Source organism: Comamonas sp. C24C (assembly GCF_053345995.1).
In genome coordinates this window covers 1-24294 of record NZ_JBKFBC010000010.1, presented here as the reverse complement: position 1 = coordinate 24294, position 24294 = coordinate 1, and the positions used below count along the sequence as shown (strand labels likewise).

General features: G+C 62.5%; 22 protein-coding genes, 2 tRNA genes and 2 riboswitches. Of the genes, 12 read left to right on the top strand and 12 right to left on the bottom strand.

All coding sequences use genetic code 11. The annotated features are described in order from the left end of the window. The 9 genes from ACLBXN_RS17720 to ACLBXN_RS17680 all read right to left on the bottom strand — a co-directional run. Positions 1-173, bottom strand: a 173-nt coding sequence (locus ACLBXN_RS17720) for a TOBE domain-containing protein (protein ID WP_447613130.1), incomplete at its 3' end; no start/stop codon positions are given. 465 nt (positions 174-638) lie between these two features. After that, the gene (locus ACLBXN_RS17715) at positions 639-1571 is read right to left on the bottom strand and encodes a CysB family HTH-type transcriptional regulator (protein ID WP_447612999.1); all 933 of its coding nucleotides are present in this window, start codon (positions 1569-1571) and stop codon (positions 639-641) included. A 69-nt stretch (positions 1572-1640) separates the two neighbouring features. Beyond that, positions 1641-2627 (bottom strand): ATP-binding cassette domain-containing protein, encoded by a 987-nt coding sequence (locus tag ACLBXN_RS17710; protein ID WP_447612998.1) that lies wholly within the window; start codon positions 2625-2627, stop codon positions 1641-1643. Positions 2628-2770: 143 nt separating this feature from the next. Next, positions 2771-3613, bottom strand: coding sequence for an aliphatic sulfonate ABC transporter permease SsuC (gene ssuC, locus ACLBXN_RS17705; protein WP_211458753.1), 843 nt, complete (start codon positions 3611-3613; stop codon positions 2771-2773). A gap of 10 nt (positions 3614-3623) precedes the next feature. Next, positions 3624-4835 (bottom strand): FMNH2-dependent alkanesulfonate monooxygenase, encoded by a 1212-nt coding sequence (gene ssuD / locus ACLBXN_RS17700; protein WP_447612997.1) that lies wholly within the window; start codon positions 4833-4835, stop codon positions 3624-3626. Between the two features lie 23 nt (positions 4836-4858). Continuing rightward, positions 4859-5941 (bottom strand): aliphatic sulfonate ABC transporter substrate-binding protein, encoded by a 1083-nt coding sequence (locus ACLBXN_RS17695; protein ID WP_043004092.1) that lies wholly within the window; start codon positions 5939-5941, stop codon positions 4859-4861. A gap of 17 nt (positions 5942-5958) precedes the next feature. Next, complete coding sequence (locus tag ACLBXN_RS17690; protein ID WP_447612996.1) at positions 5959-6981, bottom strand: sulfonate ABC transporter substrate-binding protein; 1023 nt, start codon at positions 6979-6981, stop codon at positions 5959-5961. Positions 6982-7202: 221 nt separating this feature from the next. Continuing rightward, a complete protein-coding gene (gene ssuE, locus ACLBXN_RS17685) occupies positions 7203-7799 on the bottom strand; it encodes an NADPH-dependent FMN reductase (RefSeq protein WP_447612995.1) in 597 nt (198 codons plus the stop codon). 68 nt (positions 7800-7867) lie between these two features. Then, positions 7868-8899: a sulfate ABC transporter substrate-binding protein gene (locus ACLBXN_RS17680; RefSeq protein ID WP_003053504.1), complete on the bottom strand. Its 1032-nt coding sequence runs from the start codon at positions 8897-8899 to the stop codon at positions 7868-7870. Positions 8900-9042: 143 nt separating this feature from the next. Between ACLBXN_RS17680 and ACLBXN_RS17675 the strand changes: the two genes are divergently transcribed. The 3 genes from ACLBXN_RS17675 to mnmC all read left to right on the top strand — a co-directional run bounded on the left by ACLBXN_RS17675 (position 9043) and on the right by mnmC (position 12572). Continuing rightward, positions 9043-9318, top strand: a complete 276-nt coding sequence (locus ACLBXN_RS17675; RefSeq protein ID WP_003053502.1) for an oxidative damage protection protein — start codon at positions 9043-9045, stop codon at positions 9316-9318. Between the two features lie 201 nt (positions 9319-9519). After that, positions 9520-9612: riboswitch (glycine riboswitch) on the top strand. Between the two features lie 13 nt (positions 9613-9625). After that, positions 9626-9745, top strand: a riboswitch (glycine riboswitch). A 52-nt stretch (positions 9746-9797) separates the two neighbouring features. Next, on the top strand, positions 9798-10463 hold the full coding sequence (locus tag ACLBXN_RS17670; RefSeq protein WP_043004094.1) for a trimeric intracellular cation channel family protein: 666 nt from the start codon (positions 9798-9800) through the stop codon (positions 10461-10463). Positions 10464-10625: 162 nt separating this feature from the next. Then, positions 10626-12572, top strand: a complete 1947-nt coding sequence (gene mnmC / locus ACLBXN_RS17665) for an FAD-dependent 5-carboxymethylaminomethyl-2-thiouridine(34) oxidoreductase MnmC (RefSeq protein ID WP_447613129.1) — start codon at positions 10626-10628, stop codon at positions 12570-12572. 80 nt (positions 12573-12652) lie between these two features. On the opposite strand, the gene ACLBXN_RS17660 is transcribed toward mnmC, so the two are convergent. Then, complete coding sequence (locus tag ACLBXN_RS17660) at positions 12653-13972, bottom strand: hemolysin family protein (protein WP_211458746.1); 1320 nt, start codon at positions 13970-13972, stop codon at positions 12653-12655. A 285-nt stretch (positions 13973-14257) separates the two neighbouring features. Between ACLBXN_RS17660 and ACLBXN_RS17655 the strand changes: the two genes are divergently transcribed. The 7 genes from ACLBXN_RS17655 (at position 14258) to ACLBXN_RS17625 (ending at position 21186) form a co-directional block, all read left to right on the top strand. Then, a complete protein-coding gene (locus ACLBXN_RS17655) occupies positions 14258-16042 on the top strand; it encodes a nitrite/sulfite reductase (RefSeq protein ID WP_447612994.1) in 1785 nt (594 codons plus the stop codon). A gap of 24 nt (positions 16043-16066) precedes the next feature. Beyond that, the gene (locus ACLBXN_RS17650) at positions 16067-16453 is read left to right on the top strand and encodes a DUF934 domain-containing protein (RefSeq protein ID WP_167003255.1); all 387 of its coding nucleotides are present in this window, start codon (positions 16067-16069) and stop codon (positions 16451-16453) included. Then, complete coding sequence (locus ACLBXN_RS17645; protein WP_447612993.1) at positions 16450-17097, top strand: phosphoadenosine phosphosulfate reductase domain-containing protein; 648 nt, start codon at positions 16450-16452, stop codon at positions 17095-17097. The genes ACLBXN_RS17650 and ACLBXN_RS17645 overlap by 4 nt, the downstream gene beginning before the upstream one ends. Positions 17098-17159: 62 nt before the next feature. Then, positions 17160-18092, top strand: coding sequence for a sulfate adenylyltransferase subunit CysD (cysD, locus tag ACLBXN_RS17640; RefSeq protein WP_343679108.1), 933 nt, complete (start codon positions 17160-17162; stop codon positions 18090-18092). 139 nt (positions 18093-18231) lie between these two features. Beyond that, positions 18232-19605: a sulfate adenylyltransferase subunit 1 gene (locus tag ACLBXN_RS17635; protein ID WP_447612992.1), complete on the top strand. Its 1374-nt coding sequence runs from the start codon at positions 18232-18234 to the stop codon at positions 19603-19605. A 144-nt stretch (positions 19606-19749) separates the two neighbouring features. Next, on the top strand, positions 19750-20079 hold the full coding sequence (gene fdxA / locus ACLBXN_RS17630) for a ferredoxin FdxA (RefSeq protein WP_003053491.1): 330 nt from the start codon (positions 19750-19752) through the stop codon (positions 20077-20079). Between the two features lie 36 nt (positions 20080-20115). Next, positions 20116-21186 (top strand): NAD(P)/FAD-dependent oxidoreductase, encoded by a 1071-nt coding sequence (locus ACLBXN_RS17625; protein WP_447612991.1) that lies wholly within the window; start codon positions 20116-20118, stop codon positions 21184-21186. Between the two features lie 141 nt (positions 21187-21327). Here ACLBXN_RS17625 and ACLBXN_RS17620 read toward each other — a convergent pair whose 3' ends face one another. Both ACLBXN_RS17620 and def read right to left on the bottom strand, forming a co-directional pair. Further along, positions 21328-22818 (bottom strand): nucleobase:cation symporter-2 family protein, encoded by a 1491-nt coding sequence (locus tag ACLBXN_RS17620; protein WP_019043982.1) that lies wholly within the window; start codon positions 22816-22818, stop codon positions 21328-21330. Positions 22819-23361: 543 nt separating this feature from the next. Beyond that, positions 23362-23901 (bottom strand): peptide deformylase, encoded by a 540-nt coding sequence (gene def / locus ACLBXN_RS17615; protein WP_447612990.1) that lies wholly within the window; start codon positions 23899-23901, stop codon positions 23362-23364. Between the two features lie 182 nt (positions 23902-24083). Between def and ACLBXN_RS17610 the strand changes: the two genes are divergently transcribed. Together ACLBXN_RS17610 and ACLBXN_RS17605 are read left to right on the top strand one after the other, a co-directional pair. Then, positions 24084-24159 (top strand) — tRNA-Asn (locus tag ACLBXN_RS17610). Positions 24160-24204: 45 nt separating this feature from the next. Further along, positions 24205-24280, top strand: a tRNA-Asn gene (locus ACLBXN_RS17605). Positions 24281-24294: the final 14 nt, after the last annotated feature.

The following is a 24294-nucleotide window of genomic DNA, read 5'->3' as shown; positions in this document are numbered from 1 at the left end:
ACGACCTCGGAGCCCACGGCCAGACCCAGATCGTTGACCGAGCGCGTGGTGATCACGGAAGTGACGATACCCCAGGGCGTCTCCACATCCACTTCCGAAACCACGTCACCACGGATGATTTCCTTGACCTTGCCCTTGAACTGATTGCGCACGTTGATGGCTTGAATGGACATGCAAAATTCTCCTGAGAACTCTTGAAAGGTTATGAAAACAGTGTTTGCTGCACTGCATGAAAACAATTCTGAAACCTTCTCCACAAAACTCAAAAGAATAAAAACAAAAATTTTTATACCGAAAACATCTTATGCAGATCATCTGCTCGTGAGTCTGCCTAATCGCAGCGGGGCAAGAAGACCTTCACCAGAATTTGACTGCAGCAAAGAGGCGGGGCCTGAAGCAGCATCAGGCCCTGCTGGGGCCACTGGCATGGTCCGGTCCCGCCGCAGTCCAGGACCACGCGCATGGCTGAGCCGCGGCAGGCACCCGCGACAGACCCGAGGATGTGCAAGCATGTTCAGGCCTTCCCAAGTTGCCTCAGGGCTGGGAGCGGCAGGCTTGGGGCGGCGATCCAGGCCGAGCAGCCGCAGCGCTGTGACAGCCAGCGCTCGGGCCTTTGCCGATGGAATTCGCCTCGGACTTCAGCCTTCGGCTGACTGCAGTGCAGCGCGCACCACCTCAGGCTTCAGAGTGGGCACAAAGCTCTCGATAAAAGCATAGGCATAGCCACGCAGCCAGGCATCGCGGCGCAGGGCCAGCCGTGTGAGATTGACTTCGAACAGGTGGCGCGCATCGATGGCGCGCAGATGGCGGTCACGCTCGGCATCGAAAGCGATGGAGGCGATGATGCCCACGCCCATGCCCAGCTCCGCATAGGTCTTGATCACATCGGCATCCATGGCGGTCAGCACCACTTCGGGCACCAGTGCAGCAGCAGCAAACGCCTTGTCGATATGGGCGCGCCCGGTGTAGCCCTGTTCGTAAGTGATGATGGGGTGGCGTGCCAGGTCCTCCAGTGTCAGCGGTCCGGAGGAATCGAGCAGTGCATGGCCGGGCGGCACGACCACACTGTGGGACCAGCGATAGCAAGGCAGGGTCACCAGATTCTCGTAGCTACCCAGCGCCTCGGTGGCGACGCCGATATCGGCCTCACCCGAGAGCAGCATCTCGGCCACCTGGCGCGGCGAGCCCTGGTGCAGATGCAGCGAAACCTGGGGGTAGAGCCTGCGGAAATCACGCACCACCTGGGGCAAGGCATAGCGTGCCTGAGAGTGCGTGGCGGCAATCGACAGGCCTCCGCGCTCGCTGGCATGGAAGTCCTCGCCCGCGCGGCGCAGATTGTCGGCCTCGAGCAGCATGCGTTCGACAATGGGCAGCAAGGCCGTGCCGGGTGGCGTCAGCCCCGTCAGACGCTTTCCTGCACGCACGAATATATCGATGCCCAACTCCTCCTCGAGCTCACGAATCTGTCGGCTCACACCGGGCTGCGAGGTGTGGAGCATGGCCGCCACTTCGGTCAGATTGAAGCCACGCCTTGCCGTTTCCCGGACCGAACGCAGTTGCTGAAAATTCATATCTTGATGGCAGGCGGCACAGCTTGCGGCTGCGCCCGCCGCCTGTTTCTCTTTGTTTTCGTTGGATGCTCAAATCGCCCAGCGCAGGCCCGTAGCCGGCACGCCAGGCCAGCCCTGCAATCCGGGGTCCTGCTCTGGCTCGGGCTTTTGCAGCACGCGGTCCAGAATGCGTGTCTCCAGCGCGGCAAATCGGGCATCTCCATGTACACGCGGACGTGGCAAGTCGATGCGCTCGTCAAGCGCAATGCGCCCGTCCTCGATCAGTACCACGCGATCGGCCAGAGCCACGGCCTCCTGTACATCGTGAGTGACCAGCAAGGCCGTGAAGCCATGGCTGCGCCACAGACCTTCGATGAGGCGGTGCATTTCAATGCGCGTGAGCGCATCGAGAGCACCCAGCGGCTCATCGAGCAGCAGCAGCCGTGGCTGGTGCACCAGGGCCCGCGCCAGGGCCACACGCTGGCGCTGACCGCCCGACAGCCGTGCCGGCCATTCGTTTTCACGGTCGGCCAACCCCACCTGCGCCAGCACCTTGCGGCCCTGCTCGCGCGCTGAATCGGGCAGACCCAGAATCACGTTGTCCAGCACCCGCTTCCAGGGCAGCAAACGCGCATCCTGAAACATGATGCGCGTATCGCCGTTCTGCTGGCCCTGGCCTCCATCGATCAGCAACTGACCGGCACTGGCTTTCTCCAGCCCCGCGACAAGGCGCAGCAAGGTGGATTTTCCGCAGCCGCTGCGCCCCACGATGGCGATGAACTCGCCGGGCCGGACATCGAGTTGCACCTGCTTGAGCACTTCACGCTCACCATAGCGCTTGGTCAGCTGCAGCGTCTGCAAATGCACACCCTGGACCGCTTTCTGCTGCACATCCGGCTGCTTGCTGCTGCCCTGCTGATCTTCGTCCTCATCCTTGGTCCGCTGCCACAGCTTTCCACTCGCCTGCAAGGCCTCGGCCTCGTCCCAGGAGGCCTCCCAGGCCACCAGCGGCTGACGCGCATTCAGCGCACCTGCACCCACCAGCGACTGGGCCAAACGACTCCACAAACTACTCATCGCAAGCTCCTCTCATTCTTTCCACCAAGCCCCAAAAAGCGCACTACCCAGGCCAGAGACATCCAGCAAGAGCCGTCTCGCAGCGAGGATGTCGTCCCCCTCCCGAAGAGAGAGGGGGAAGCCGCGCAGCGGCTCAGGGGGAGTCACCCCTGATACCCCGGATGCCAGCGCAGCCACCAGCGCTCCAGCGAACGGGCAAACACATCGGCCAGCTTGCCCAGAATCGCGTAGAGCAGAATGCCCACCAGCACCACATCGGTCTGCAGAAATTCGCGTGCATTCATGGTCAGGTAGCCGATGCCGGCCTGCGCCGAAATCGTCTCGGCCACGATCAGAATCACCCACATCAGCCCCAGCGAAAAGCGCAGGCCCACGAGGATGGAGGACAGAGCCCCCGGCAACACGATGTCGCGGTACAGCTGCCAGCGCGTGAGGCCGTAGCTGCGCCCCATCTCGATCAGACCCGGGTCCACATTGCGGATGCCGTGGAAGGTGTTGAGGTAGATCGGGAAGAACACCGAAATGCTGATCAGGAACAGCTTGGCCGACTCATCGATGCCGAACCACAGAATGACCAGCGGAATCAGCGCCAGCGCAGGGATGTTGCGCACCATCTGGATCGTGGAATCAAGCAGCGTCTCGGCCCAGCGCAGCGAACCCGTGAGCAGGCCCAGCAGCAGGCCCAGGCTGCCGCCTATGGCCAGCCCTGCCAGCGCCCGCCCGGCACTGACCTTGACATGCGTCCAGAGCTCGCCCGACTCGGCCAGCGTCCAGGCCGCACGCAGCACATCCAGCGGTGCGGGCAGCACCCGCGTGGACAGCCAGCCCCAGGCCGATGCAGCCTGCCAGACCGCGATCAGCGCGACCGGCAGCAACCAGGGCAACAGCCGCAAGGCGAACTGACGTGCCAGCAGCTCCAGGCGCGGCACCGGCGGGCGTGCAGGCTGAACCGCAGCCTGCAACGTCAGCGTTTGAACATCACTCATGCTCTCTCCTTCAGCTTTGCGATACCCGGATCTGCTCGCGCTCCGCAGCGGCAGCTCCCGAAGCAGCAGCGGCTCGCGGCGAGTACAGATTGGCCACGGTCTCGCCAAACGGACCGCCGGGGTTGCCGCCGCCGAGCTTTTCCTGCACGTTGACGGGCAGCAGCGGGAAGACCAACTCGGCAAAGCGATAGGCTTCCTCGAGATGCGGGTAGCCCGAGAGCACAAAAGTGTCTATGCCCAGATCGGCATATTCCTTGATGCGGTCGGCCACGGTCTGGGCACTGCCCACCAGCGCCGTCCCTGCACCGCCACGCACCAGACCCACACCGGCCCAGAGATTGGGGCTGATTTCCAGATCCTTGCGGCTGCGCTTGGTACCGCCCGCGTGCAGCTGGGCCATGCGGCGCTGGCCTTCGGAGTCCATGCGCGCAAACGCGGCCTGGGCCTGGATCACGGTCTCGTCCTGCAGACGGCTGATCAGTCGCTCTGCATCGGCCCAGGCCTCTTCATCGGTCTCGCGCACGATCACATGCAGACGAATGCCGAACTTGACCTGGCGGCCATGGCGCTCGGCCTTCTCGCGCACATCGGCAATCTTTTTGGCGACTTCGGCTGGTGGCTCGCCCCAGGTCAGATAGGCATCGACCTGCTCTGCCGCCAGCTCATGAGCGGCGGGCGAAGAGCCACCGAAATAAACGGGCGGATAAGGCTTTTGCAGCGGCGGGAACAGCAGCTTGGCGCCCTTGACCTGCAGATGCCGGCCTTCGAAATCCAGCGACTGGCCCTCATGGCTGCGTGCCAGAATTTCGCGCCAGATCTCGATGAACTCGGCCGATTGCTCGTAGCGTGTCGCATGGTCGAGGAACACGCCATCGCCCTCCAGTTCGGCCTGATCGCCGCCTGTGACCAGATTGATCAGCAGACGTCCGCCCGAGAGGCGGTCAAAGCTGGCTGCCATGCGCGCAGCCAGGCTGGGCTGGTGCAGTCCGGGACGCACGGCCACCAGGAACTTGAGGCGCTTGGTGACGGGCAGCAGGCTGGACGCCACTACCCAGGGGTCTTCGCAGGAGCGGCCCGTGGGAATCAGCACGCCTTCATAACCCAGGCTGTCGGCGGCCACGGCCACCTGCTTGACATAGTCATGGCTCAGCTGGCGTGCGCCTTCGCTGCTGCCCAGGTAGCGGGCATCACCATGGGTGGGAATGAACCAGAACACTTGCATGACGAAATCCCCTTGAACCTGATTTAGAACCTGGATGCCACGGCGGGCGTGATGGATGAAGCGGCTGGGCTTGTCTGGCCGTGGCTGGCGTATTCCGCCGCCGTGGGCTGCCAGACGATGTCAGCCACCTTCACCTGGCGCGGAATCACGCCCAGACGAAAAAAGGCGTCGGCCACGCGCTGCTGTTCGACCACCATGGCGGGATTGAGCAGCGTGGTCGGCGAGCTGGGCCTGCGGCCGATGAAGCGGCTGACCACATTCGCGTCCAGACCGCTGAAGGCAGCCAGCAGCTGCACGGCCTCCTTGCGCGAGGCCTGCACCAGCTGGTCGGCACGCGTGAGTTCGTCGAACAAGGCCTTGATGAGCTGGGGATGGTGCTCGACCAGGCCACGCGAGGCCAGATAGAAGGAGTTGTTGCCCGTAAGACCTTCGCCGCTGCTGAGCGCGCGTGTTCGGATGCTCAGTTCGGTGGCCGCGTAGAACGGGTCCCAGATGGCCCAGGCATCGACGCTGCCGCGCTCGAACGCCGCGCGCGCATCGGCCGGAGCGAGATACACGGGCTGGACGTCGGCCCAGGCAATACCGGCCTTGTCCAGTGCGCGCACCAACAGGTAGTGGGCGCTTGAGCCTTTTTGCAGTGCCACGCGCCGGCCTTTGAGGTCGGACAGTGACTTCAGCGGCGAGTCAGCCAGCACCAGAATGGCCGAGCTTTCGGGCTTGGGCGGCTCGGCCCCGACATAGCGCAGGTCCTTGCCTGCAGCCTGGGCAAACACGGGCGGCGAATCGCCAGTCAGGCCGAAGTCCAGACTGCCGGCCGACAGCGCCTCCAGCAGCTGCGGCCCGGCCGGGAACTCCAGCCAGCTGATCCTGGTGGCTGGAAAGCGCTTTTCCAGCACGCCATGCTGCTTGAGCACGACCAGGTTGACGGCCGACTTCTGGTAGCCGATGCGCAGCTGTGCCGGAGCAGCCACGGCCGGCGCAGGCTGGGCCAGCGCATCGTCGGCGTAATAGGCAGCCAGGGTCCAGCTGAAAGCCGTGGTGCCCAGCAGCTGCAGCGCCTGACGGCGACCGCGCCGGAAACGGGGTGGAGTGGATGCAGAACTCATGGCGGTGGCTGCCTGTCTCAGCGGCTGGCCAGCAGATCCACGGGCGCGGCATGCAGCAGATTGAGCTTCTTGGGGATCAGCTTGAGATCGAAGAAAGTGTCGGCAATCTTTTGCTGCTCGCCCAGGATTTCGGCATTCACGGCCTTGGTGCCGAATTCGGTACGGTTCAGATACAGCTCGGTCACGGCGGTGTCCAGGCCCAGAATCTGAGACAGCTCGGCGGCTGCGGCGCTCTTGTTCTTGCTGGCCCAGGCATCGATGGCGGCGACTTCCTCGATCGCGATGCGCAGCACATCGGCATTACGGCTCGCATAGTCACGCGAGGTGAAGTAGTAGGCGCGGTTGTTGACCACGCCCCTAGCATCGGCCAGCAGGCGCGCATCCAGGGTCTTCTGGGCCGAGGCCAGGAACGGATCCCAGATCACCCAGGCATCGACCGAGCCCTTCTCGAAGGCGGCCCGCGCATCGGGCGGCGCCAGGAAGACCGACTGCACATCGCCGTACTTGAGACCATGCTTTTCCAGCAGCTTGACCAGGAAGTAATGAACGTTGGAGCCCTTGTTGTAGGCAATGCGCTTGCCCTTGAGATCGGCCACGCTGCGGATCGCCGAGCCCTTGGGCACGATCACGGCTTCCAGGCCCGGGCGTGCCACCGTGGCACCCGCATAGACCAGGGGCGCACCAGCGGCCTGGGCGAAGATCGGCGGAGCCTCGCCCACATCGCCGAAGTCGATGGAGCCCACATTGAGCGCCTCCAGCTGTACGGGGCCGGCGTTGAACTCGACCCAGCGCACGGCTACGCCCAGCGGGGTCAGGCGCTTTTCCAGCGTGCCGCGATTCTTGAGAATCGACAGCCAGCCTTTTTGATGGCCCACGCGCAGCACGCGCTGCCCGCCTGCCGTGCCATTGCCTTGCTGCGCATGCAGTCCGCCCGATGCCAGCGCCAGCGCCGAAGCTGCCGTACCCGCCAGCCACTGACGGCGTGTGGTGTTCAGCAATTGCGACGAAATGACGACAGAAGTGTTGTTGTGATCGGTCATGAGAAATCAATCCTTGGAGCTTGCAGTCCACACACTTCAGGCGCACCTTCGGCCTGATTTCAGGCGCAACTCGGCCTTCGCAGTGCGGGGACTGCTATCAAAAACAGAGACATGGAGAAATGGGCGCCGCCCCATCAGTGAGGCAGCAAGCAAGGGGCGCCCCGCAGCGATGCCGCCGTCCCCTCGGGGGAAGCCGCGTAGCGGCTCAGGGGGGCGCTAGTTCAAACGCTACATCGCACGTCGGCAAACGCGATGCTTTCAAAGTCATTGGCGGCAGCCCACTGGCCACTGCGGCGCAGATCGGTGGCCAGCAACTGAGCGGCATCCTCGACGCGTTCGGCAATCTCGGGGGCCAGGCCATAACCGCCTTCGGGCAGCAGCGGCACGCCCTGGTCGGTGGCATAGATGCCCGGCAGTATGTGGCGTGCGCCAAGCGACTGCAGCACCGGGCGCAGTGCGTAGTCCAGCGCCAGCATATGGTGGGGGCTGCCGCCCGTGGCCAGGGGCAGGACCAGCTTGCCCTTGAGCGCCGTCTGCGGCAGCACATCGAGAAAGACCTTGAGCAGGCCGCTATAGGCTGCCTTGTAGACGGGGGTGGCCACCACCACCGCATCGGCCCGGGCCACGCGCTCGGTCACGGCACGAATCTCGGCATGATCGAAGCGTGCATGCAGCAGGGCTGCGGGGTCCAGCTGGTTGAGCTGCAGCACGGGCTCGGTGTTCAGACCCTGGGCCTGGAGACGCGCGGCCACGGCATTGAGCAGGGCACTGGAGCGCGAGGGCTGCGAGGGACTACCGGCAATCAGCAAAATCGACATGGCTTGGCTCTATCTTTTTGTTATTGCAAAGACAGGAGCACTCATCGCGCTCCCGTCCTGCGTTTCGCTTATTTCTTGGTGTAGATCTGGTCGAAGCTGCCGCCATCGGCGAAGTGAGCCTTGTCTGCCGCTGCCCAGCCGCCAAAAGCCTTGTCGATGGTGAACAGCTCCAGCTTGGGGAACTGGCTCGCGAACTCGGCGGCCACCTTGGCATCGGTCGGACGGTAGAAGTTCTTGCCGGCGATGCGCTGGGCCTCTTCAGAGTACAGATACTTCAGATAGGCCTCGGCCACGGTGCGCGTGCCCTTTTTATCGACCACCTTGTCGACCACGGCCACCGAAGGCTCGGCCAGGATGGACAGCGAAGGCGCGACGATCTGGAACTTTTCTGGGCCGAACTCCTTGAGCGCCAGATAGGCTTCGTTCTCCCAGGCCAGCAGCACATCGCCCAGACCACGCTGCACAAAGGTCACGGTGGAGCCACGCGCGCCCGTATCCAGCACGGGCACGTTCTTGTAGAGCTTGGTGATGAAATCCTTGGCCTGTGCATCGCCGCCGTATTTGCGCTTGGCAAATTCCCAGGCCGCCAGATAGTTCCAGCGTGCACCACCCGAGGTCTTGGGGTTGGGCGTGATCACCTGGATGCCGGGCTTGACCAGATCGTCCCAGTCCTTGATGCCCTTGGGATTGCCCTTTTTGACCAGGAAGACGATGGTGGAACTGTAGGGCGCGCTGTTGTGCGGCAGGCGCTTTTGCCAGTCGGCCTTGACATTGCCGTTCTTGACCAGGGCGTCGATATCGCCGGCCAGTGCCAGCGTGGCCACATCGGCCTCGATGCCGTCGATGATGGAGCGCGCCTGCTTGCCCGAGCCGCCATGCGACTGCTTGATGGTCACATCCTGGTTCTGCGTGGCCTTCCAGTGCTTGGCGAACGCCTGGTTGTAGTTCACATAGAGCTCACGTGTCGGGTCGTAGGAGACGTTGAGCAGTTGCACACCAGTCTGCGCAAAAGCGGGCAATGTGGGCAGAGCCGAGAGGGTCAAGCCAGCAATCAGACCGGCAGCCAGAGGAAACTTGATAAAGTTGCGACGATTTTTCATTGGACTGTGTTCTTGGAGTGAATGGATAACGGGCTTCTGCCCCGTTGCTGCGCATTCTTGAGCCGCATTCTTAAAACTCAAACTACTAAGATTTCAGTTTGTTATTACCCAAACATCTGAGATCAACCAAAAGGACCCTACACATGGCACGTACCGTTCACTGCATCAAGCTTGGTCAAGACGCTGAAGGCCTGGATTTCCCTCCTGCTCCCGGCGAACTGGGCAAGCGCATCTATGAAAGCGTGAGCAAGCAGGCCTGGGCCGACTGGCTCAAGCACCAGACCATGCTGATCAATGAAAACCGCCTGAACCTGGCCGATGCCCGTGCCCGCCAATACCTGGCCCGCCAGATGGAAAACCATTTCTTTGGCGGCGGCGCAGATGCCGCAGCAGGCTACGTGCCTCCCAGCGCCGAGTAATTTCGGTCGATCTGGACACCAAGCCCCCTGGCCCAGGCCTCGGGGCTTTTTTCTTGCGGGCTGTCGAACAGCCAACCGGTGAGACCGAGGGCACGCCCAGGCAGCCCAGGGGTGCCCGAGGCCGGCAGTCGCAAAGACTACTCAAACCCGATTGATACAGGTATTAACCCGAATACGGTCGCTGGAACTAGCTAGAATCGCGCCCATCCCGCGGGAGAGCGGAACCTGTCAACGGTTCCCGCCGAAGGCGCAAACTCCCATAATCGCTCAGGCAATAAGTACCGCAGGTGGGTCTGACAGGACCCGGATATAGCCAACTGGAGAGCAGCCCGCGACCACAAGTCTGCAGGGCTCACCGAAGGGGCAAGCATGCGCACCGCGAAGGCGCCCATGTGCAACTCTCAGGTAAAAGGACAGCGGGAGAGGCAAGCCGGACACTCCCGCTGATGCGAGTGGCTGGTCTATTTTCAAGTGCCTTCATGCTTCCCTCCATCTCTTTGCTGGACTCGTTCCAGGCCTCCAACTTCACCGTCATGCTGGTCATCTATCTGGTGGCCATTACCGCCGAAGCCATGTCCGGCGCCCTTGCTGCAGGCCGGCGCAATATGGACATCTTTGGCGTCGTGGTCATCGCCTTCGTCACCGCGCTGGGCGGTGGCACCATCCGCGACATGGTGCTGGGCCATTACCCCATAGGCTGGACCCAGCACCCCGAATATGTGTATCTGGTCATCAGCTTCGGCCTGCTGACCACAGTGATCGCGCGCCATATGCACCGCCTCAAGCAGGTGTTTCTGCTGCTGGATGCCATGGGCCTGATCGCCTTTTCACTGATCGGCTGCAATACGGCACTGGAGCTGGGCTACCCGACCATCGTCGTCATCATGGCCGGCATGATTACCGGTATCAGCGGCGGCATTTTGCGTGACGTGCTCTGCAACCAGGTCCCCGTGGTGTTCCGCCGCGAGCTGTATGCCAGCGTGTCGCTGTCCGTATGCCTGATGTTCCTGGGCCTGCGCTATCTGGAGGTAAGCTCCAATATCAGCACCCTTGTCTGTTTTGGAGGCGGTCTGGCCTTCCGTCTGGCCGCCATTCGTTTCAAGTGGCGCCTGCCGGTTTTCTCTTACCAGCAGCGCTGGGAGTGATCCAGACTCCCCCTGTGGCGCTGCACGCCTTCCCCCTCTCTTGCTACGCAGGAGGGGGACGCAGCCATCGCTGCGGGGCGGCCCTTGCTTGGCTGCTCTGAACTAGACTGCGCCTGCATTACCCATGTAGTTTCACTTTCCATGTCTGAACCGATCACATGGATGCCAGATGGCACCCCCTACAACACCCGATTTGGCGACCGCTATCACAGCGAGCTGGGCGGCCTTGACCAGGCCCGACAGGTCTTTCTCGGCGGCTGCGGTCTGCCTGCTGCCTGGGCTGATGCGGCTCAGTGGCGCATTCTGGAAACCGGCTTCGGCTTGGGCCTGAACTTTCTCGTCACATGGGCGGCGTGGAAAGCCGACCCGAGACGCCCGCGCATGCTGCATTTTGTCTCGGTGGAAGCCCACCCGGTCTCGCGCGAGGATCTGCTCAAGTCCTTGCCCGCCGACGAGATACTGCGCCCGCTTGGCGAGCAACTGGCCGCGCAATGGTGGGGGCTGCTGCCCGGCGTGCACCGCCTCTCGTTCGACGACGGCCAATTGCTGCTGACGCTCTATATAGGCGACGCCAAGACCATGTTGCGCAAGCAGCAGCTGACGGCAGACAGCGTGTACCTGGATGGCTTTTCTCCCCAGCTCAACCCCGAGATGTGGGACGAAGAAGCCATGAAGAACATTGCCCGCCATTGCCGCCGGGGCACCCAGCTGGCCACCTGGTGCGTGGCCGGCCATGTACGCCAGGCGCTCAAGGCTCAGGGCTTTGAAGTCAAGAAGCGCGCCGGCGTGCCACCCAAGCGCCATAACCTGCATGCGGCCTACAACCCGGCCTGGGAACCGCGCCATCGCAGCGACGGCCTGCCTGCGCCGGTGAGCCAGGCCGGCCACTGTCTGGTGCTGGGTGCGGGTCTGGCCGGTGCCGCCGCCGCCGCCAGCCTGGCCAGGCGCGGCTGGGAAGTGACCGTGCTGGATGCGGCGGCCGCGCCTGCTGCAGGGGCCTCGGGCCTGCCCGCCGGCCTGTTCTGCCCGCATATTTCGCCCGACGACAGCGTCCTGTCGCGCCTGTCCAGAAGCGGCGTGCGCACAACGCTACAGAATCTGCAGCAACTGAGCCAGGCAAACAAACTGCAACCGTCCCAGGACTGGGCTCATGACGGAGTGCTCGAACACGACCTGAACGAGCCTTCCCATCTGCCCAGGTCATGGTTGCAACCCGCAAGCGATACCTACCCCTGGGGTCTGCACTGGAGCGCACCCGTGCAGCCGGCTCAGCTGGCTGCGGCCCATCTGCCCGCAGACAGTCAGGCCGTCTGGCATGAGCAGGCTGGCTGGGTGCGCCCCGCACAACTGGTGCGCGCGCTGCTGCAAGCCCCCGGGATTCATTGGCAGGGCCATGCCCGAGCTTCACGGCTGGTGCACGATGAAGTGCGCAACATCTGGCAAGTGCTGGATGCCCAGGGCCAGACCCTGGCCCAAGCCCCCATGCTGGTGCTGGCCCTGGGTCCGGACACCAAGCCCTTGTTGCAAGCCAGCGGCCTGGCAGCAGGGGAATGGGAGCTGCAAGCCATACGCGGCCAGGTCAGCGTGGCCGAGCATGATGCCGGGACGCTGGCGGCCATGCCGCCCTTCCCCGTCAACGGTCATGGCAATCTGGTGCCGGACTTTCCCTCGGCCAACCAGGTCGGCGCGCACCAGTGGATCATGGGATCGACCTTCGAGCGCGATGTGACCGAGCTGCCACCCACCGCCGCCGACCAGCAAGCCGCCCATGCCAGCAATGGCGATAAGCTGGGCGCTTTGCTGCCCGGGTGCAGGCAGGCGCTGAGTTCCTTCTTCGATGCCGACCAGCAGCCCGCCACCTGGGCGCGCCTGCGTTGCGCGGCCTATGACCGTCTGCCGCTGACAGGCCCCGCCGGACAGTCGGCAGCCGATCTACCGGGCCTGTGGGTGCTGACGGGGCTGGGCTCACGCGGGCTGACGCTGTCCATGCTTTGCGGCGAGCTGCTGGCGGCACGCCTGCATGGCGAGCCGCTGCCGCTGGATGCCAGGCTGGCGCAGGCCCTGGGCACGCAGCGCCTGTGGAGCCGTGCCCTGCAGCAACCCAGGTAAGAAACTCGCAAAAAAATAGCACGCAACGCTTTACAGACAAGCGCTGCGTGCTATTTTTAGTTAGGCTTTGCAGCCCGAGTTTATTCGCTGCCCAACGAGGCCACGGTGACCAGAGGCTCCAGCCGGGTCGCCAGCACCTTGTCCAGCGTCTTGCCGTCCATGTCCACGACTTCAAAACGCCAGTCTTCCCACTCCACCACATCAGCCTCGGCGGGCACGCGGCCCAGCAGCAGCATGATCATGCCGCTCAGGGTGTGATAGCGACCGCGCTCTTCCTCGGGCACGGCATGCAGGCTCAGCCGGTCCTTGAGTTCGGGCACGGGAATATGGCCGTCCAGCAACCAGCTGCCGTCTTCGCGCTGCACGGCCCAGCTGGTCTCGGGGTCGCGCGGCTGGAATTCACCGGTAATCGCCTCGATCAGGTCCTGCAGCGTGACGATGCCCTGCACTTCGCCGTACTCGTCGATCACAAAGGCCATATGCAGATCGGAGGTGCGGAAGTTGTCCAGCAGCTCCATGCCGGTAATGGTCTCGGGCACATAGAGGGCCGCCTGCAGAGGCTGGTCCTTGAGCGCTTGCTGGCTCTTGTTGCGCAGGGCCTGCGCCAGCCACTGACGGGCATTGAGCACGCCCACGATATTGTTCATATCGCCGCGCACGACCGGGAAACGCGCGTGATCGGCCTGCTCGACGCGGGCCAGAGTCTCGTCCAGGCTCTCGTCGATATCCAGGCAGATGACATCGCTGCGCGGCACCATCAGCGAGCCGATCTGGCGATCGTCCAGACGGAACACATTGCGCACCATGGTGTGTTCCTGAGACTCGATCACGCCCGCCGTATGGCCTTCGACCAGAATGGCCTGGATTTCCTCTTCGGTCACCACGCTGCCGTTGCTCTCCTTGACGCCCAGGATCTTGAGCAGGCCGCGCGTCGATGCCGACAGCAGCCAGACAAAGGGCTTGGTGGCCAGGGCCAGGAAGTTGATGGGGCGCGAGATCAGGCGCGCCAGGGCCTCGGGATGGGTCTGGCCCAGGCGCTTGGGAACCAGCTCGCCGACCACGATGGAGAAATAGGTGATCAGCACCACCACCAGGCCGGTGGAGACATAGCCTGCGGTCTTGGCCTGCATGCCGGACTCGGTCATCCAGACGGCCAGAGGGCCAGCCAGGGCGGCTTCGCCCACGATGCCGTTGAGCACGCCGATGGAGGTGATACCGATCTGGATGGTGGAGAGGAAGCGCGTCGGGTCCTCTCCCAGTTTGATAGCAGCTGCAGCGCCGCTGTCGCCCTCATCCACCAGTCTCTGCATGCGGCTCTTGCGGGCGGTGACCAGCGCGATTTCCGACATGGCGAACACGCCGTTCAGACAGATGAGAGCGAAAAGTATGGCTATTTCCATAGTCAGGCACCCGCTTTCAATCCAGGCGCCTCAATCATTGAACAAGCCCCGATTCTAGAGAATGCGCGGCGCAGGGCCGCTCACAAAATGCAAGCGCGCAGAAAGGAAATTCGCCGAGGCACCCTGCTCGACCTGTGAAGCAGCCCTCTCACATATTCAATCAGATATATATGAAGCACTAAATAATCGTTTGTTTTTATATAAAGCCTCTCTACAGTTCAGTCCAACGATCCAAGTGCAATGCCACGCGTGGCAGGGCATACGCTCCACGGAAGAACTGAAGACATGTATCAATACACCGATTTCGACAAAGCGTTCGTCAAGCAACGCGCCGACCAGTTCCGTGACCAGCTCCAGCGCTGGCAGGCAGGCAAGCTCACGGAAGACGACTTCCGCCCGCTGCGTCTGCAAAACGGCTGGTATGTGCAGCGCTATGCGCCCATGCTGCGTGTGGCCGTGCCCTACGGTGAAATCAATTCCGCCCAGATCCGCGTACTGGCCAGGGTGGCGCGCGAGTATGACGAGCCCGAGGCCGAAGTCTTCAAACAGGCTCTGGAAGGCCAGGGCAAACTGGGCACCACCTATCTGCCCAAGAACTGCGCCCACTTCACCACGCGCACCAATGTGCAGTTCAACTGGATTCCGCTGAGCAAGTCTGCCGATGTCATGGACCTGCTGGCTTCCGTGAACCTGCACGGCATCCAGACCAGCGGCAACTGCATCCGCAACACCACCACTGATGCACTGGCCGGTATCGCACCTGACGAGATCATCGACCCCCGCCCCTACGCGGAAATCCTGCGCCAGTGGACCACGCTGCACCCCGAGTTCGCGTTTCTGCCGCGCAAGTTCAAGATCGCCATCACCGGCGCCAGCGAAGACCGCGCTGCCACGGGCTGGCATGACGTGGGCCTGCACATGGTCAAGAACGAAGCCGGCGAAATCGGCTTCAAGGTCTTCGTGGGCGGCGGCATGGGCCGCACCCCCGTGATCGGCACCGTGATCCGCGAGTTCCTGCCCTGGAACCAGATCATGAATTACATCGAGGCCATCGTCCGCGTCTACAACGAGCTGGGCCGCCGCGACAACAAGTACAAGGCACGCATCAAGATTCTGGTCAAGGCCGAAGGCCAGGCCTATATCGACGCCGTCGAAGAGGAATTCCGCCAGATCGTCGACGTGGATGGTGGCCCTCACACCGTGCCCCTGGCCGAGTTCGACCGTGTGGCCGCCATGTTCTCCACGCCCGCTCTGCCCGTGGTGGCCGATGCGGCAGGCGATGAGCAGGCCCTGATTGCCCAGTCCGCCAAGGAACCCGCTTTTGCGCGCTGGATTGCCCGCAACGTCCACGCCCACCGCGTGGCCGGTCTGCGCGCCGTGACCCTGTCCTTCAAGCGTGTGGGCCAGGCCCCTGGCGATGCACAAAGCGAACAGCTCGACGCACTGGCTCATCTGGTGGACAAGTTCTCCGCCGGCGAAGCCCGCGTGACGCACGACCAGAACGTGATGCTGCCCTGGGTACAGGTTGGCCAGCTGCATGCGCTGTGGACCGAGGCCAAGGCCCTGGGTCTGGCCAGCACCAATGTGGCCCTGCTCACCGACATGATCGCCTGCCCCGGCGGCGACTTCTGCGCGCTGGCCAATGCCCGCAGCCTGCCGATTGCCGACGCCATCACGGCCCGCTACCAGGATCTGGACGAACTGGACGACATCGGCGAGATCGACCTGCATATCAGCGGCTGCATCAACAGCTGCGGCCACCACCACAGCGGCCACATCGGCATTCTGGGCGTGGATAAGGACGGCAAGGAGTGGTACCAGGTCACGCTGGGCGGCTCCGATGGCTCGACCCTGTCCGGCCAGGCCGTGGCCGGCAAGGTCATCGGCCCCTCGTTCAGCGCAGCCGAAGTGCCCGATGTGATCGAAGCCGTGCTCAGCACCTACCGCGACCTGCGCCAGCCCGGCGAGCACTTCATCGACGCCGTGCGCCGCATCGGCCTGGATCCCTTCAAGGAGGCCGGCAAGGCCGCCCGCCACCCTGTGGAAGCCGAAGAAGAAGCGCTGGCCTGAAGCCATAAGAACAAGGATAGAGTCATGAAAATTCTGGCAAGCAACGAATACCAGGCCCCCACCGAAAGCACCGGCAATGTGCTGGTGCTGGCCAACGATGTGAACGCCCTCGAAGCGAATCTCGACGGCATCACGCAGGTGGATCTGCATTTCCCCAACTTCACCGACGGCCGCGCCTTCAGCCAGGCCTATCTGCTGCGTCGCCGCCTGAAGTTTGCGGGCGACATCCGCGCCACCGGCGATGTGCTGATCGACCAGCTGGTTCAGATGGAGCGCACAGGCTTCAGCAGCGCCGTGCTGCGCGAAGGCGTGGACGCCGCCGATGCCCAGCGCCAGTTCGAGCGCTTTGGCGGTTTCTACCAGGCCGATGCCGTGCACACCCAGCCTCATTTCGCCGAGGTGCAAGCATGAGCCAGCACGCCCCCGTTTGCACCCTCGACCTGGATCTGGCACCAATCAATGCCGAACTGGGCCGCGACGCCCAGGCGCTGGTGGACTGGGCCGTGGGCCTGGGTCAATCCACCATAGTCACCACCAACTTCCGTCCCTTCGAGGCGGTGATCCTGCACATGGTGACGCGTGCCAACCCCGACGTGCCCGTGGTCTGGATGGACAACGGCTACAACACCGAAGCCACCTATCAGTTTGCCGATGCGGTGACCAAGCAGCTTGGGCTCAAGCTCAAGATCTACCTGCCGCTGCGCTCACGCGCCCACCGCGAGGCCGTGGAAGGCGCCACGCCGGCACTGGACGATCCGCGCCATGCGGCCTTCACCGAAGAGGTGAAGCTGGAGCCCTTTGCCCGCGCCCTGCGCGAAACCGCACCCAAGGTCTGGTTCACCGCCCTGCGCGCCACCGACACCGCCGTGCGTGCGCAGATGGACCCCGTGAGCATCAACCCCGACGGTCTGATCAAGGTCGCGCCGCTGCTGCACTGGTCGTCCAAGGAGCTGTACGAATACTGCGAAAAGCACGGCCTGCCCAACAACTTTGACTATGTGGACCCCACCAAGGGCGAAGACAACCGCGAGTGCGGCCTCCACATCGCTCACTAAAAAATAGCAACCAGCGCTTGCTACATATGCGCTAGAGAACTGTTTCGCTTGAAAGTGTATTTATGAACGCCCGTGTGGATACTTCCGTGTTGAGCCATCTCAGCAATCGCCACCTGGATGCGCTGGAAGAAGAAACCATCTTCATCCTGCGCGAAGTGGCCGCCGCTTTTGAACGCCCCACCCTGCTGTTTTCGGGCGGCAAGGATTCGCTGGTCATGCTGCGCTGCGCTGAAAAAGCCTTTGGCGCAGGCCGCATCCCCTACCCTCTGCTGATGATCGACACCGGCCACAACTTCCCCGAAGTGACCGATTTCCGCGACCAGCGAGCCAAGGAGCTGGGCGCCGAGCTCATCGTGCGCAGCGTGGAAGACTCGATGGCACGCGGTACCGTGCGCCTGGCCCACCCCGGCGAATCGCGCAATGTGCACCAGTCCGTGACGCTGCTGGAGGCGATTGACGAGTTCCGCTTCGATGCTCTGATCGGCGGCGCGCGCCGCGATGAGGAAAAGGCCCGCGCCAAGGAACGCATCTTCAGCCACCGCGACAGCTTCGGCCAGTGGCAGCCCAAGGCCCAGCGCCCCGAGCTGTGGACGCTGTTCAACACCCGCATTGCGCAGGGCGAGCATTTCCGCGTCTTCCCCATCAGCAACTGGACCGAGCTGGACGTGTGGCAGTACATCGCCCGTGAAAACATCGCCCTGCCATCGATCTACTACACCCACAAGCGCGATGTGGTGGAGCGCAAGGGCCTGCTGGTGCCCGTGACCGAGCTGACGCCTCCCAAGGACGGCGAAGAAGTGGTGGTGCGCGATGTACGTTTCCGCACCGTGGGCGACATCACCTGCACCTGCCCCGTGGAAAGCACGGCAGCAACGGCCGAGGACATCGTGATCGAAACCCTGGCCGCCGAAGTCAGCGAACGTGGCGCGACGCGCATGGATGACAAGACCAGCGAAGCGTCCATGGAAAAGCGCAAGAAAGACGGTTACTTCTAAGGCTCCCCCCTGAGCGGCTACGCCGCTTCCCCCTCTCTCGCTTCGCTGCGCTTGCGGGAGGGGGACGACGCCACTGCCGCGAGGCGGCTCTTGCTTGGCGTCTTTGAGTTGGGACATGCCTGTTTGAGGAAAGAATGCGATGACTGAAACTATTAATTCCATAGCTGCTAGCGCAAGCCCATCAAGCGTTACAGGCCAATTTGACGCACATACCAGCAGCGCGCTGCGCTTTATCACCTGCGGCTCGGTCGATGACGGCAAGAGCACGCTGATCGGCCGCCTGCTGGTGGACACCCGCGCCGTGCTGCAGGATCAGCTGGCCGGCGTCACCAAGTCCGGCGAAGCCGATCTGGCTCTGCTGACCGACGGCCTAGCCGCCGAGCGCGAGCAAGGCATCACCATTGACGTGGCCTACCGCTACTTCGCCACAGAGTCGCGCAAGTTCATCATTGGCGATGCACCCGGTCACGAGCAGTACACCCGCAATATGGTGACGGCCGCATCGAGTGCCGATGCTGCAGTGGTGCTGGTCGATGCCACCAAGCTGGACTGGCAGAATGCCGATCTGGAGCTGCTGCCCCAGACCCGCCGCCACAGCCTGCTGGCCCACCTGCTGCGCGTGAACTCGCTGGTGTTTGCCGTCAACAAGCTCGATGCCGTGCAGGACCCGGCCCTGGCCTTTGCCCATATCAGCGCCGCGCTGCAGAAGTTCACGGCCTCCGCAGACATCAAGATCACGGCCACCGTGCCCGTGTCCGCGCTCAAGGGCTACAACGTGGTCAACAGCGCCGACGGCTGGGCCGGCTACCAAGGCCCCAGTCTGCTGCAGCTGCTGGAGCAACTGCCCAACACACCCACCGACAGCGATCTGACATTGGCCTTCCCCGTGCAGTGGGTGGAGAAGTTCTCCTCCTCGTCCGACACCAGCCAGGGCCGTCGCGTGTTCTGGGGCCGTGTCGCCACCGGCCTGGCCCAGGTCGGTGCCCAGGTGCAGATTCTGCCCAGCGGCCAGCTCGCCACCGTGGCCCAGGTCATAGACCATGCCCGCGCCCCCAAGGAAGTGGCTGCCGGCCTGTCCGCCGGCATCACCCTGGACCGTGAGGTCGATGTCTCGCGCGGCGACTGGATCATTGCCGCGCCCGTGCAAGCCGAGGTTGCAGACGATGACTTTGATGCCCCTGCTGCCGCAAGCCCATGGCCCAACAGCCGCGAGATCACCGCCACCGTGGCCTGGATGGACAACGAACCCCTGGTGCCCGGCCGTGTCTACTGGGCGCTGCATGGCCACCGCTGGGTCAAGGCCAAGGCCCGCCGCCTGGTGCACCGCCTCAACATCAACACGCTGGACAAGGAAGATGCCCAGCAGCTGGAGGCCAACGCCATAGGCCAGGTGGAACTGGTGCTGCAGGAAGCGATTCCGGCGGCTCCCTTCACCCAGGCTCGCCAGCTGGGCTCGCTGATTCTGGTGGACACCGCCAGCAACGCCACAGCCGGCGCCGCGCTGGTGAACTGAGGCAACCGAAGGCAGGGCCGTACCCCGATCTGGCTGTCAAACCGGATCTCCATACGGCCTTATCCGGCCAGGCACTGGCGCTGCGCGGGAAAAAACCTAAAATCAAGGGGTTTTACCAATCCCCACCCAAGAAGAAGATTCTCAATGACTCACGTCGTTACCGAAAACTGCATCAAGTGCAAGTACACCGATTGCGTGGACGTATGCCCCGTGGACTGCTTCCGTGAAGGCCCCAACTTTCTGGTGATCGATCCCGATGAATGCATTGACTGCGCCGTCTGCATTCCCGAATGCCCGGCCAATGCCATCTTTGCCGAAGAAGATGTGCCGGCCGATCAACTGGCCTTCATCAAGCTGAACGTGGACCTGTCCCAGCTCAAGAGCTGGAAGAGCATCACCAAGCGCAAGGCCTCACTGCCCGACGCCGACGAGTGGAATGGCAAGCCGAACAAAGTGGATTTGCTGGAGCGCTAAGCCAGTCAGGGCGTGGACTGCGCTACGCTTGCCCGCATGAGCCTGTCCAACGCAACGACCAACGCTTTTCTCACTCAACAACAACCCGCCGTGGAAACCGACGCCATCATCATTGGCGCAGGTCCGGCGGGTTTGTTTCAGGCCTTCCAGCTCGGCCTTCAGGGCATTCAAGCCCATCTGATAGACGCCCTGCCCCATGTCGGCGGCCAGTGCAGCCAGCTCTACGCGCACAAGCCCATCTACGACATTCCCGGTATTCCTGTCTGCACGGGCCTGGAGCTGGTGCAACTGCTGGAAAAGCAGATCGCCCCCATGCAGGTGACGCGCCACCTGTCCCAGCAAGTACAGACCCTGCAGTCCCTTGAGGACGGACGCTGGCAGCTCAGCACCACGGCTGGAGCCGTCTTTCACACACGCACCGTTTTCATCGCCGCAGGCGTCGGCGCCTTTGTTCCCAAAGCCCTCAAGGCGCCGGGAGTGGATGGACTCGAACCAGGCCAGCTGCACTATCACCCGCAGCAACCGGACATGGCTACAGGCCGCCAGGCACTGGTCTATGGCGGCGACGAGGAAGCCGTGGCCGCAGCCATTGCCTGCACTGCCAATGCAGCCAGAACCGTTCTCATGCACCGCCGCGACAGCTTCAATGCCGAGCCCGCGCAACTGGCCCAGCTGCAGCAGCTGCGCGAATCTGGCGCCGTCGAAGTGCTGATTGGTCAGATCACAGAAGTGCGACACGACAACGGCCGGCTGCAGGCCGTGCAATGGATGGATGGCGAAGGCGATGAACATGCGCTGCCCGTCGAGCAGCTGCTGGTCTATCAGGGCATCTCGCCCAAGCTGGGCCCTTTGACGGACTGGGGCCTGGCACTTGAGCGCAAGCAGCTGGCGGTGGATCAGGCAACGCTTGCCACCAGTGCCCCGGGAATCTATGCCATCGGCGACATCGTCAGCTACAGCGGCAAGAAGCGGCTGATCCTCTGCGCCTTTCATGAGGCCACCATGGCCGCGTTCGCGGCCGCCGAATATCTGCAAGGCAGCAAGCCTTTGCTGGAATACACAACGACCAGCGCCCGCCTGCATGCCATCCTGGGCGTGTCGCACTGAAGCGCTTGCGGCGCATTTCTCCCACTCTCGGGGCAGCGCCGCTTTTCAGACAGGCATAAAAAAACCGCTATCCCTCGTATGCGGGATAGCGGTGTAAATCACGACGGGGTCAGACCCCACCGCGCGCACTTTGATCTCGAGTCAATGGCCATGAGCCGGCTTGACCGGAATGATGGGCACTTCCTTGCCTTCCTTGTCGTAGATCTTGCCACCTTCGACGCGGTCGCCATCGGCCAGCGCTTCCAGCACATGCTGGCTCAGGGCACGGCCATAGCCGGCTTCAAAGACGGAAGGCTGATCGGAATTGCCTTGCTTGAAGTGGTTGTAGAGCAGGTTCAGGGTCACGGCAACCAGAGCGGTTGCGCTAATGCCCGAGTGGAAAATCGTGGCAAACCATGCGGGGAACTGGTCATAGAACTTGGGAGCTACCACCGGCAGCAGACCCGCGCTCACCGAGGTGGCAACAATGATCAGATTCATATTGTTGTTGTATTCCACCTTGGCCAGGGTGCGGATGCCGCTGGCAGCCACGGTACCGAACAGCACCAGACCGGCGCCGCCCAGCACGGAGGGAGGCACGCAGGCCACGATACGGCCCATCACCGGCAGCACGCCGAAGACGATCAGGATCAGGCCGGAGAAAGCCACCACAAAACGGCTCTTGATTCCGGTCACGGCCACCAGACCCACGTTCTGCGCAAAAGCGCTTTGCGTGAAGCCGCCGAAGATGGGAGCCACGATGCTGGACAGCATGTCGGCACGCAGACCGTCACCGAGTCGACGACCGTCCACGGGGCTGTCCACGATTTCGCCCACGGCCAGCACGTCCGCCGAGGTTTCCACCAGGATCACGAGAATCACGATGAACATGGAGATGGTGGCCGCCATATCAAAAGTGGGCCAGCCGAAATGCAAAGGCGTGGGCACCGCAAAGATGGGGCCGTTGAACACCTGGGAGAAATCGGCCTTGCCGATGAACACCGCCGTGATGGTGCCCACCACGATCGCCACCAGAATCGACAGGCGCGACAGCATGGCATTGCCCAGCTTGCTGAACAGCAGCACCATGAACAGCGACAGCCCGGCCAGACCGATATTGCCCATGCTGCCGTAATCAGCAGACTTGGCATTGCCGCCCATGGCCCAATGCGCAGCCACAGGCATCAGCGACATGCCGATCACCGTGATCACGCAGCCATTGACTAGCGGCGGGAAGAATTTGGTGATGCGCGAAAAAACCGGCGCAATGATCAGGCCCAGTACCGAGGCGTACATGACAGCTCCCAGCACGCCCTGCATGCCGCCGCCGGTATGCAGAATGCTGACCATCGTGGCAACACCTGCGAATGAAACGCCTTGAACCAGAGGCAGGCGGCAGCCGAAGAAAGGGATGCCCAGGGTCTGCAGCAAGGTTGCCACACCACCCATGAACAGGCAGGCGGTCACCAGCAGGCCGGCGTCGGCAGCGGACATGCCAGCCGCTTCGGCCACGATCAGAGGCACTGCCACGATGCCGCCGTACATGGTCAGCACATGTTGCAAGCCATACATGAGGTTGGCGGTGACGCCAAGATTCTCATCTTCGGGGCGCTTGACGGTCGCATCCCTGGATGCTCCGGTCTGATCGTTCATCTTTGTCTCCTAAATTACCAACTCACCAAGGCTCTTGAGGCCTTTTGCTCTGTCCAGTCGACTTGCAGCGACTGCCCTTGGCAGCGATCTGTTTTCCGATCGCCCCAGCGAGGCCTTGTGCTGCAGCCAGTCGCTCTTCTGCGAGAGCGATCCGACCTATAGAAAAGAGCAAACCACTCTTTCATTCACCCAAGTCAGTCTTTCAATCTCCTTTGATTGCATGACATCCGCCGGACGGACTATTCCATTGCGCAATCAAAGCCATACCCAGCAGGGCATGAGTCGAGACTGTACGTCGCCAGGACACCAAAATTGTCTACAGTTTTGTATACAAAGTGCTGACCAGAACCTTTCCAAAGCACAAAAGCAGGCCAATTGCCTGCTTTTGTGCGCGAAAAAATTGACCCAAGTCATAAAAACCCGGACCTCAACACCCGGACCTCAACACCCGGCAAGAAACAAAAAGATGCAAGCTCCACTTCCATGGAGGCTTGCACCTGATGTAAGTCAGAGAAGGAATCGAGAGCGCCTGTCCGCTCAGGCTCAGTCGTCTTCGGCCTGCGCGATGCCGGGAAACAGCACATCGGTAAAGCCGAACTGGCTGAAATCGCGTACCCGCATCGGATAGAGCTTGCCCCAGAGGTGGTCACACTCATGCTGAACCACGCGCGCGTGGAAACCATCGACCGTGCGGTCGATCGGATCGCCATAGAGGTCAAAGCCGGTATAGCGCACCTTGCTCCAGCGCGGCACCATGGCTCGCAGACCGGGAACGGACAGACAACCTTCCCAATCCAGTTGCTCATCTTCACCGATTGGGGTGATGACCGGATTGATCAGCACGGTGCGAGGCACTATGGGGGCATCGGGGTAGCGAGGATTGAGCTCGCCCGAGCCGAACACCACCATCTGCAGATCCTCACCGATCTGCGGCGCCGCCAGACCTGCGCCGTTGGCGGCATGCATGGTGTCCAGCAAATCCTTGAGCAATAGATGCAGCGCATCAGTATCAAATTCAGTCACCGGCTTGGCAAGCCGCAACAGACGGGGATCACCCATCTTCAAAATGGCACGTACGGTCATAGATCAATATAGCGCGCAGCAACCACCGGGCCACCGCACTGTTTCATTCTTCAAAAGCATAGCGTCAGCCCCAATCCACCTGAACCCTGCGACCTGTTTGGGGCATCAGGCACAGAGAATTTGATGAAATTGTGATGAACTTCCTGCGAGCCTATTTTTACACCCTATAATCTAGGTCTTCTTCCTCAATAGCTCAGTCGGTAGAGCGCCGGACTGTTAATCCGTAGGTCCCTGGTTCGAGCCCAGGTTGAGGAGCCAAGAATTCCGATGCTTTGCGGATATCAAAGCATCAAACCGACATATTCCTCAATAGCTCAGTCGGTAGAGCGCCGGACTGTTAATCCGTAGGTCCCTGGTTCGAGCCCAGGTTGAGGAGCCAAATTTCAATCGCCT

What these genes read in the sequence shown, in the direction of transcription:
- ACLBXN_RS17695 (WP_043004092.1), bottom strand. Translation starts at nt 5,941, where the DNA reads ATGAGTTCTGCATCCACTCCACCCCGTTTCCGGCGCGGTCGCCGTCAG.
- ACLBXN_RS17655 (WP_447612994.1), top strand. Translation starts at nt 14,258, where the DNA reads ATGTATCAATACACCGATTTCGACAAAGCGTTCGTCAAGCAACGCGCC.
- cysD (WP_343679108.1), top strand. Translation starts at nt 17,160, where the DNA reads ATGAACGCCCGTGTGGATACTTCCGTGTTGAGCCATCTCAGCAATCGC.
- ACLBXN_RS17625 (WP_447612991.1), top strand. Translation starts at nt 20,116, where the DNA reads ATGAGCCTGTCCAACGCAACGACCAACGCTTTTCTCACTCAACAACAA.
- ACLBXN_RS17650 (WP_167003255.1), top strand. Translation starts at nt 16,067, where the DNA reads ATGAAAATTCTGGCAAGCAACGAATACCAGGCCCCCACCGAAAGCACC.
- mnmC (WP_447613129.1), top strand. Translation starts at nt 10,626, where the DNA reads ATGCCAGATGGCACCCCCTACAACACCCGATTTGGCGACCGCTATCAC.
- ACLBXN_RS17715 (WP_447612999.1), bottom strand. Translation starts at nt 1,571, where the DNA reads ATGAATTTTCAGCAACTGCGTTCGGTCCGGGAAACGGCAAGGCGTGGC.
- ssuC (WP_211458753.1), bottom strand. Translation starts at nt 3,613, where the DNA reads ATGAGTGATGTTCAAACGCTGACGTTGCAGGCTGCGGTTCAGCCTGCA.
- ACLBXN_RS17670 (WP_043004094.1), top strand. Translation starts at nt 9,798, where the DNA reads ATGCTTCCCTCCATCTCTTTGCTGGACTCGTTCCAGGCCTCCAACTTC.
- ACLBXN_RS17710 (WP_447612998.1), bottom strand. Translation starts at nt 2,627, where the DNA reads ATGAGTAGTTTGTGGAGTCGTTTGGCCCAGTCGCTGGTGGGTGCAGGT.
- ACLBXN_RS17620 (WP_019043982.1), bottom strand. Translation starts at nt 22,818, where the DNA reads ATGAACGATCAGACCGGAGCATCCAGGGATGCGACCGTCAAGCGCCCC.
- ACLBXN_RS17690 (WP_447612996.1), bottom strand. Translation starts at nt 6,981, where the DNA reads ATGACCGATCACAACAACACTTCTGTCGTCATTTCGTCGCAATTGCTG.
- def (WP_447612990.1), bottom strand. Translation starts at nt 23,901, where the DNA reads ATGACCGTACGTGCCATTTTGAAGATGGGTGATCCCCGTCTGTTGCGG.
- ssuD (WP_447612997.1), bottom strand. Translation starts at nt 4,835, where the DNA reads ATGCAAGTGTTCTGGTTCATTCCCACCCATGGTGATGCCCGCTACCTG.
- ACLBXN_RS17635 (WP_447612992.1), top strand. Translation starts at nt 18,232, where the DNA reads ATGACTGAAACTATTAATTCCATAGCTGCTAGCGCAAGCCCATCAAGC.
- fdxA (WP_003053491.1), top strand. Translation starts at nt 19,750, where the DNA reads ATGACTCACGTCGTTACCGAAAACTGCATCAAGTGCAAGTACACCGAT.
- ACLBXN_RS17645 (WP_447612993.1), top strand. Translation starts at nt 16,450, where the DNA reads ATGAGCCAGCACGCCCCCGTTTGCACCCTCGACCTGGATCTGGCACCA.
- ACLBXN_RS17660 (WP_211458746.1), bottom strand. Translation starts at nt 13,972, where the DNA reads ATGGAAATAGCCATACTTTTCGCTCTCATCTGTCTGAACGGCGTGTTC.
- ACLBXN_RS17675 (WP_003053502.1), top strand. Translation starts at nt 9,043, where the DNA reads ATGGCACGTACCGTTCACTGCATCAAGCTTGGTCAAGACGCTGAAGGC.
- ssuE (WP_447612995.1), bottom strand. Translation starts at nt 7,799, where the DNA reads ATGTCGATTTTGCTGATTGCCGGTAGTCCCTCGCAGCCCTCGCGCTCC.
- ACLBXN_RS17680 (WP_003053504.1), bottom strand. Translation starts at nt 8,899, where the DNA reads ATGAAAAATCGTCGCAACTTTATCAAGTTTCCTCTGGCTGCCGGTCTG.